Genomic DNA, 7181 nt, shown 5'->3' on the forward strand with positions numbered 1-7181 from the left:
TGCATCGTGAAAGTTTTCAGGAAAATCGGGAGTTTTAGGCATGACATTAACGGGATGAACAACAGGCTATTTAAAGTATAAAGGCAATCGCAGAATTCGTGACATATTTTGAAAATGAAATTGGTATTACTTTCTTTTTCCCGCCTTCAGGAACAATGGGCATATCCACAACCGTGATTAATTCCATCGTCCCACTGTCCAGAATTGCTATACCTCCCGTCAGGCCCGGATCAATTCCTATAATAATTTTTTTCATAAACTTTCTTCCCTGAGTTTTTTTCTTAAACGATCATTCTCGTTCCCCGTTTTGCTTCATGCTTCCCTCCCCTCAAGTCCCTCTCTCTTTCTAAAGAAAGAGAGAGGGGTTGTTGAGGAGTCGGCTAGCGGCATCGGGAACCGTCTAACTCGTTGAAAATGAGAGGGTTTTGAGAATAGCGAGGCAAATAACAAAATAGATAACCTCAAACTGGTGAGGCATGAGGTATTTTTATCCTGATTTTTTGAAGGAAACCCGGCACTAACAGCCGGGTTAAATGCGTTAATTTTCAATAGCCTAATACCTCGTTTGCCTTATCAGTTAAGGCGACAAACGGCTCATTGATGTGCAGGAAGTCACGTTCCACCAATGCAGCAAAGGTTCGACCCCAGTTTTTGACTGATATAAATCCTTCAGCCACGCACTTTTCCTTCAGACCCTTAACTTCAATTAGTGCCTTTTCAGGATCACGACCGGACTTTGCCAGCGTTGCTTTTGCATCAAGGGTAAGCTGCCGGAGCACTCTCAGGATTTGCTTTTGCTTATCTCCAAGTTGAATTTCGGCCTGTTTTTTTCCTGCCTCTGCTGCCTTGATAAGCCCCATTGCCTGCTTGTCGTAATGTTTCAAGACACAACTGTATTGAGGCTCTCCATCGTCATCCATGAACGGCAGGCGAACCGGCTCAAAGAGGAAGTGCACTGGCTCCGGTTCATCTGCATCTTTCATTTTCTTTGCAGTGATCGTTACTTCATCATCCGACTTAACTACCGCATACTCAGCATCGAGAGCACCCTTCAGGGCACTGTTACCCCGAGCCCGGTCTTTCGAGCCTACGCCGGTATGGTGCACGATGAGCACGTTGCAGGAGTATTTGGCCCGGAGTAACTGGTCGATGTGGTTGATGAAGGTATTCATCTCCTTGGTGGCATTCTCATCCGCAGGACCGAAGTTACGTGCCAAGGTATCAATGACAATCATCGAGGGAATGACACCACCGGTTTCTTCCACAATTTCCTCAATGCTGGCACTGACCAGACGGGCATTACCAAGGTCAGTAAGCGAGGCGGCACACTGGCTGATGTAGATCGGTGCATTACGCAGGTTGTAACCGTGGGATACCTGCCACGCCATTAAACGCCGGGAGAGGCCATTGAAGCCTTCCCCGGCAATGTAGAACACCGGCCCCGGCCGTTTGACCTGCTTGCCATGCCAATCCTTCCCTGTGGCCACGCAGCAGGCGAGATCAATGGCAGAAAACGATTTACCGCAGGCAGGCTCTCCAAACATCAAGGACAGAGAGTCCATTTCAAGAAAGCCCTTGATAAGCCAGTTGATCGGCTTCACGCCTTTAACCAACTCTTTCACGTGGCTGAAGGCAAACTCTTGTCGAGTATTCGGCAATGGCTCGATAAGAATGGATGAGCCAGGGTGATTATTGGAGTGCGTTCTGGCAATGCTGGCAATCGTGGTATTGAGCTCTGCATCGGACAATGGCGGTGTATTGGACTGGTTCCACCGATCCAGAATGGCCTTCACCTCCCGGAGGGAGTAGTTCTGCCGGAGTAATTGCCCCGCCATACTGGCCGCAGCGTTATTGCGCCCCTGACCTTCGGCAAGGTTGCTCCCATCGTGTGGCAGCGGATACTGGTCAGTGGTAAACCCTAAGTTACCCTCTGGTTTTTCTTCTGTGGCCTGACCGTTGAAGCCGTTGATGGTGGCAATATCCTCCGGGGAGAGGTATGGCACATCATGGAGATCGGCTATGTCCATGTACCCGTCGGTTTCCCACTGATAGAGCGTCCCATCAGCGTGAGTACTGCCGGGAGCCACCACGTAACCGCCAATGCCCCGGAGGTCGATCTTGTTCTTGCGAACGGAGTTGTGAATCGGGAAGTCCGGGTTGACCTGAAAGTAGTAGTGCTTGCCCTTACTGGTTTTGGCCCGAAGTGGTGTGCGGGTGATGGCCCCGTTCTCAATGAACGCGACCGCCTCGGCACTGTCTGCGTCCACCACCACGACGCCATAGCCGGTGATGATTGCCCAATTGGTATGAGGGAAGAGATTCGTCCAGTGCTCAATCTGGCTATCTGCAGGGGCTTCATCCTGATACTGCTTCCAGCGATAGCGTGGGGCTTTTGGCCACTCAATCTTGGCCTTGTCCCGGTCACCCGCACAACGGTCCTCTACAAACCATTCAGGCGGTTCTTCAAAAGGGGAGCCCAGCGGCACGATGGACAGACCGGCTTCGTTCAGTTTCCATGCTTCAGAGGCGGTATCAGGCAAGTTCGCTTCCATGACGTTTGCTTCCTGTCGTTAGTTATTGTTGTGTTCAAAGGGGGAGTTGGCGCTTTGCTCGCTCTATTGGCATCATCCATCGGCGGGCTTCTGGCCTTCGGCGGTGAGCATGTCCGGGGTGAACTGAGGAATAATGGTTGACCAGAACAATCTTCTGAGATTGCTGATTGTCTTCTTATTGTTTTCAACCAGAGATAGATCGGATTTGGTGCAGTGAAGAACCTTGGCAAAAGTATCGAGGGTCATGCCCTGCTGTACGCGATAGGTCCGAATGATCTCACCAGGCGTTGTTTTTGTTTTCATGATCGGGACTCCTTTTGGGTTTAGGAAGTTATGGCTTGAAGTCAAGATATGTAACATTCAGAAAAAAACACAGTCAAGAAAGATTAGGTTTTAGTTTTGTTTGAAATGCCCCTTGGTTTACTTAGAGGCTAATTGGGAGAATAATTGCCACAGGAATAAGAACTGGAAAATCAGACCGATGGAAACGATGGATTGGAAAGAAAGAGTAAGGTTACTTCTTGCTGAGAGGAATATGACCCAGGTAGATCTCAGTAAAATCCTTGGAGTGACCAAAGCAACCGTATCGTTGTGGCTTGGCAATAAAGTCGATCTTACTGAAAAAAACCAGTTAAAGTTACAGTATCAGCTTGCCTCAGTATTTGATGTCAGTCCCGAGTTTATCATTCACGGTAATGAACGAAAGGAAATACCCTGTCTGTCGGTTCCGATTCTTAACGAATCTACCGTTGAGGATTGGGTATTGGCCAAAGAGGTGCCAAAGGATGTCAGTTGGATTACGTGTCCGGTAAGGTGTAGTGAGATCACGTTCTGCTACATTATTTATGGTACATCCATGGATAGTTGCGGATTACCTTGTATTAGTTTTCCTCATCACTCCTACGTTTTTATTGATCCCAATAAGCCTCTTGCTGTTGGGAAATTTTCGCTATTTAAAGACAAAACGCTGGTTCTTGGTGCCTATGATGAGCTTAATCAGCAGCCTATGCTGGTTTTCAATAATCCGCGATACGCAAATATTGAGGTAGTAAGAGATAACTATGTTGGTCAGGCTATCGCCTCACTTCAAGCCATTGAGGAAATATAGAACTTTTCTATCCTTGAGTTTGGTGAAGTTAAATAAAATATCTTTATTTTCTTGACAGCTTAAAATGTCGAAGGCAGTCTAATGTTTATTCAATAAAAACAAATCTTGACTGGTAATCGACAATGGACGTTTTTAAGCAAGGTAACGCAATAAAATTAACTGCCGAGCGAGTATTCAGGCTCGAAAATGAATCATTGAAGCTGAATGCACGTGCCGTTCAGTTAACTGAGGAGGCTGAAAAAGCACGTGCTGTTCTGTTTGATCTTTTCGCTGAGTTGAAAGCTTCCGTTCCTGAACAATCCATTCCTGAGCTATTTACTGTTAACGGCGTCTTTATCGACTTAACCGATGGCAAAGGTTACATCGCCCTCAATAATGCACCCGATCTCTTCGAGCTTCTCAACGCTGTACCTGGGAAAAATGGTTAAGCACTAACCTTTCTAGCAACTCACACAACAAAAGGAAATTGCTATGTCCGAAAGCAATGATGCTTCACGGCTGGACAAACTCGCCTACGAGTTAGAGAGAGCCAAAATTGCAGAGCAAAACGCAAGGGATCACCGCCTTGCTATCGAGCAGCAGTTAAGTGAGGTCGTCGGTGTCAAAGACGAGGGTAGTCATACCTTGAAAGGGGATTACTACAAGGTGACTACCTCTGCAGGCTTTTCACGCACCTTGGATGCCGAGAAGTGGGAGAAGGTGAAAGGCCGTGTTTCTCCAACCATTGCTGCCAAGATCGTCAGGGCGAAGCTGGAAATAGACACCCGGCAGCTAAAAAGTCTCCAAGGCCTTGATCCGGCCAGTTACAACATTGTGGCCGAGGCGATCACCACCAAGCCAAAAAAAGTGGCCGTTAAGTTTGAACGCCTGGAGGACAAGTAATGGCGATTACCCTGAACTCCATCAGCCGTTCTTTAGGCTTCAAGGCTCCGGCTCTGACCCTGCATGGCCCCTCCGGTGTCGGCAAAACCTCCCTTGGCGCAGGGGCACCGAACCCGATCTTTATCTGCACCGAGGACGGTTTGGGAAAGCTGGAAGTGGACGCCTTCCCGCTGATGACTTCCTTTCAGGACGTTCTGGATGCACTGAACGTCCTGTATACGTCCGAGCACCACTATCAAACCGTGGTTCTGGACAGCCTGGATCATCTGGAACCGATGCTGTGGAAGCATCTGTGTGATAACTACGTTGGCCCCAAGGGTGAGCGTTACAACTCCGTTGAAGATTTCGGGTATGGCAGAGGCTTCATGTTCGCTCTGGATTTATGGCGTCAGCTTTTGAATGCCCTCTTTGCCCTGCGCAATGAAAAAGGCATGGCCTTCATTCTGATCGCCCACTCTGAAATCAAACGGTTTGAGAGTCCAATGACGGACAGTTACGACCGTTTCCAGATCAAGCTGCATAAACGGGCGAGCGAACTGATCATGGAGTCCGTCGACTGCGTGTTATTTGCTGACTACAAAACCGTCATTGAGAAAGAAGAAGCCGGTTTTAACAAGATCAAAACCCGTGGCATCAGTACTGGCCAACGTTATCTCTACACCGAGGCTCGTCCGAGCTTCATTGCCAAGAATCGCTATGGCCTACCACCTGAGCTCCCGCTGAGTTGGCAGGCCTTTAGTGACGCTCTGACCCAAACCACCAGCCAGAAATAAGGAGATTACTCATGGCTCAGTTAGGTTTTAATGCAGGCGACTACGATCCGACAGATGACTTTGAACCACTGCCGGCAGGTGAATACCTCACGATGATGACTGAGGCTTCACTTGAAAACACCAAGACCGGTGGCCGCATGGTGAAACTGACCTACACCATTATGGAAGGGCAGTTTGAAGGCCGTAAGCTCTGGTCGCAGCACAATATCGAGAATCGTAGCCCGAGGGCAGAGGAAATCGGGAGGAAGGAACTGTCCCGGATTGCTCACGCCATCGGCCAGCCAATGATAAATGACACGGATCAACTGCTTAATCAGATCGTTCGTATCCGTATCGTCATTAAAAACGATCCGGGCTATGGACCTAAAAATGAGGTTAAGAAGTGGATCGGTGTCGGTGGCCAGTCAATGCAGCAGGCTCCCGTACCACAGCAGCAGACCCCGGCTTATAACCCGTCACCACAGCAACAAGCCCCGGTACAACAACAGCCTCCGGCTGGCCACCCTGCGGCTCAACATGCAGCGCCGCCGTGGGGAGCAAAGCAGTGAGCCGGGAAGACTGGTATGCAGCGATAGCGCTTGCCTTTGGCATTGTCGCCTATACCGCCGTTCTCATTTACGTCGTCACATCATAGAGGGGTTCGCCCCTCTCACTATCAGGAAAGGACTCTATGTTTTTCAACCCAAACGGCACTTCTGCCAAGAAGGCCGACAAGGCTCGCTACACCAAAAAAAGGCTGACCGGCACTGAGCGCAAGAAAAAACGGAAGGCGCAACGGATCGCAAGACGGATTAACCGGAGGAAATAGCATGGATGCTGAACAGGAAATCAAAAAACTGAAGCTGCGGCTCGATACCTTGGAGCAGCAGTTTTATGACCTGACGTTTAGCCCGTCCGAGACCGATGCCATTACCACGAAAATTCTCGAACAGTGTGGGACACAGTTGTCTAGCAAGGTATGGGCAGAGCGTAGTAATCCAGAAAACATTGATGCCGCTTACTGGATAAGTCATGCCTTTTACCATGCGTGGAAAAACAAGGATGACCAGAGTGAGCTTCAGTATCTCATCGGCATTGTGGGTAAAAGACTCCGCATTGATTCAATGCCTTCCTACACTGCTATTCTCGACTGGATCAAAGCCTTTAATAATTTCAACAAAGGTGAAGTAAAGCTTATCGGGAAAAGTGCAGCCATTAAGTTAGCCAAGGCGGGTGCGAGCAAGGAATTGAAAAAGTACGTCTTAATGGCTGCACAAAATAACGATGCTTTTTCCATTCCCAAGATCGTCGAGCTCATTAACCGGGAAAAGGGAGGCAGCAATGCAAATCCCTGAGCCTACCCAAACCACCATCAAAGCCATTGTCGAGCATTACGAGAACAACCAAGGTGACGCCTTCCGGGCTCACCTCGGCGGCTCCCTCATTGGTCGGCCTTGCGACCGGGAACTCTGGTATAGCTTCCGCTGGTGCACTGATGTCAAACACAGCGGTCAGCTGCTAAGGCTGTTTCAAACCGGCCACTTATCCGAGCCCCGCTTTGTGGAAGACCTGCGTAAAGCCGGTGTCACCGTCTTTGATACCAATCCAGCCACTGGCGAGCAGTTCCGGGTATCTGCCTGCGACAGCCATTTCGGCGGTTCCTTCGATGGTGTTGGCCAGGGCTTTATCGAAGCCCCGAAAACGTGGCACCTCATTGAGATGAAAACCCACAATGAGAAGTCGTTCAAGAACCTGGTCAACAAAGGGGTAAAAGAAGCCAAGCCTGAACACTTTGTCCAGATGCAGGTGTATATGTATCTGGCCAACCCGCAGCTGACCCGAGCCTTCTATATTGCCGTCAATAAAAACACGGATGAACTGTATGGT

General features: G+C 49.1%; 11 protein-coding genes. 8 read left to right on the forward strand and 3 right to left on the reverse strand.

Annotated features, from left to right (window positions below; translation table 11 throughout):
* Positions 1 to 70 precede the first annotated feature (70 nt).
* The 3 genes from AK963_RS23405 to AK963_RS23415 form a co-directional block, all read right to left on the reverse strand.
* Positions 71 to 256 (reverse strand): RuvC family protein, encoded by a 186-nt coding sequence (locus AK963_RS23405; protein WP_066017818.1) that lies wholly within the window; start codon positions 254 to 256, stop codon positions 71 to 73.
* A gap of 289 nt (positions 257 to 545) precedes the next feature.
* Positions 546 to 2552, reverse strand: coding sequence for an AAA family ATPase (locus tag AK963_RS23410; protein WP_066017819.1), 2007 nt, complete (start codon positions 2550 to 2552; stop codon positions 546 to 548).
* A 72-nt stretch (positions 2553 to 2624) separates the two neighbouring features.
* Positions 2625 to 2855: a helix-turn-helix domain-containing protein gene (locus AK963_RS23415; RefSeq protein WP_066017820.1), complete on the reverse strand. Its 231-nt coding sequence runs from the start codon at positions 2853 to 2855 to the stop codon at positions 2625 to 2627.
* Between the two features lie 178 nt (positions 2856 to 3033).
* Here AK963_RS23415 and AK963_RS23420 point away from each other — a divergent pair, with 178 nt between their 5' ends.
* The 8 genes from AK963_RS23420 to AK963_RS23450 all read left to right on the forward strand — a co-directional run.
* Positions 3034 to 3660, forward strand: a complete 627-nt coding sequence (locus tag AK963_RS23420) for a helix-turn-helix transcriptional regulator (protein ID WP_066017821.1) — start codon at positions 3034 to 3036, stop codon at positions 3658 to 3660.
* Positions 3661 to 3782: 122 nt separating this feature from the next.
* Entirely contained in the window at positions 3783 to 4088 is a 306-nt protein-coding gene (locus AK963_RS23425; RefSeq protein ID WP_066017822.1) for a hypothetical protein, read from the forward strand.
* Between the two features lie 37 nt (positions 4089 to 4125).
* Entirely contained in the window at positions 4126 to 4542 is a 417-nt protein-coding gene (locus tag AK963_RS23430; protein WP_476588284.1) for a DUF7173 family protein, read from the forward strand.
* Positions 4542 to 5315: an ATP-binding protein gene (locus AK963_RS23435; protein ID WP_066017824.1), complete on the forward strand. Its 774-nt coding sequence runs from the start codon at positions 4542 to 4544 to the stop codon at positions 5313 to 5315. The genes AK963_RS23430 and AK963_RS23435 overlap by 1 nt, the downstream gene beginning before the upstream one ends.
* A gap of 11 nt (positions 5316 to 5326) precedes the next feature.
* On the forward strand, positions 5327 to 5863 hold the full coding sequence (locus AK963_RS23440; RefSeq protein ID WP_066017825.1) for a DUF669 domain-containing protein: 537 nt from the start codon (positions 5327 to 5329) through the stop codon (positions 5861 to 5863).
* A 122-nt stretch (positions 5864 to 5985) separates the two neighbouring features.
* Positions 5986 to 6123, forward strand: a complete 138-nt coding sequence (locus AK963_RS33495) for a hypothetical protein (RefSeq protein WP_175404614.1) — start codon at positions 5986 to 5988, stop codon at positions 6121 to 6123.
* A 1-nt stretch (position 6124) separates the two neighbouring features.
* On the forward strand, positions 6125 to 6649 hold the full coding sequence (locus AK963_RS23445; protein ID WP_066017826.1) for a hypothetical protein: 525 nt from the start codon (positions 6125 to 6127) through the stop codon (positions 6647 to 6649).
* A partial coding sequence (locus AK963_RS23450) for a hypothetical protein (protein ID WP_202969843.1) occupies positions 6636 to 7181 on the forward strand: 546 nt, incomplete at its 3' end. The genes AK963_RS23445 and AK963_RS23450, both read left to right, overlap by 14 nt.

The sequence above is a fragment of the Endozoicomonas atrinae genome (genome assembly GCF_001647025.1).
Classification (GTDB): domain Bacteria; phylum Pseudomonadota; class Gammaproteobacteria; order Pseudomonadales; family Endozoicomonadaceae; genus Endozoicomonas; species Endozoicomonas atrinae.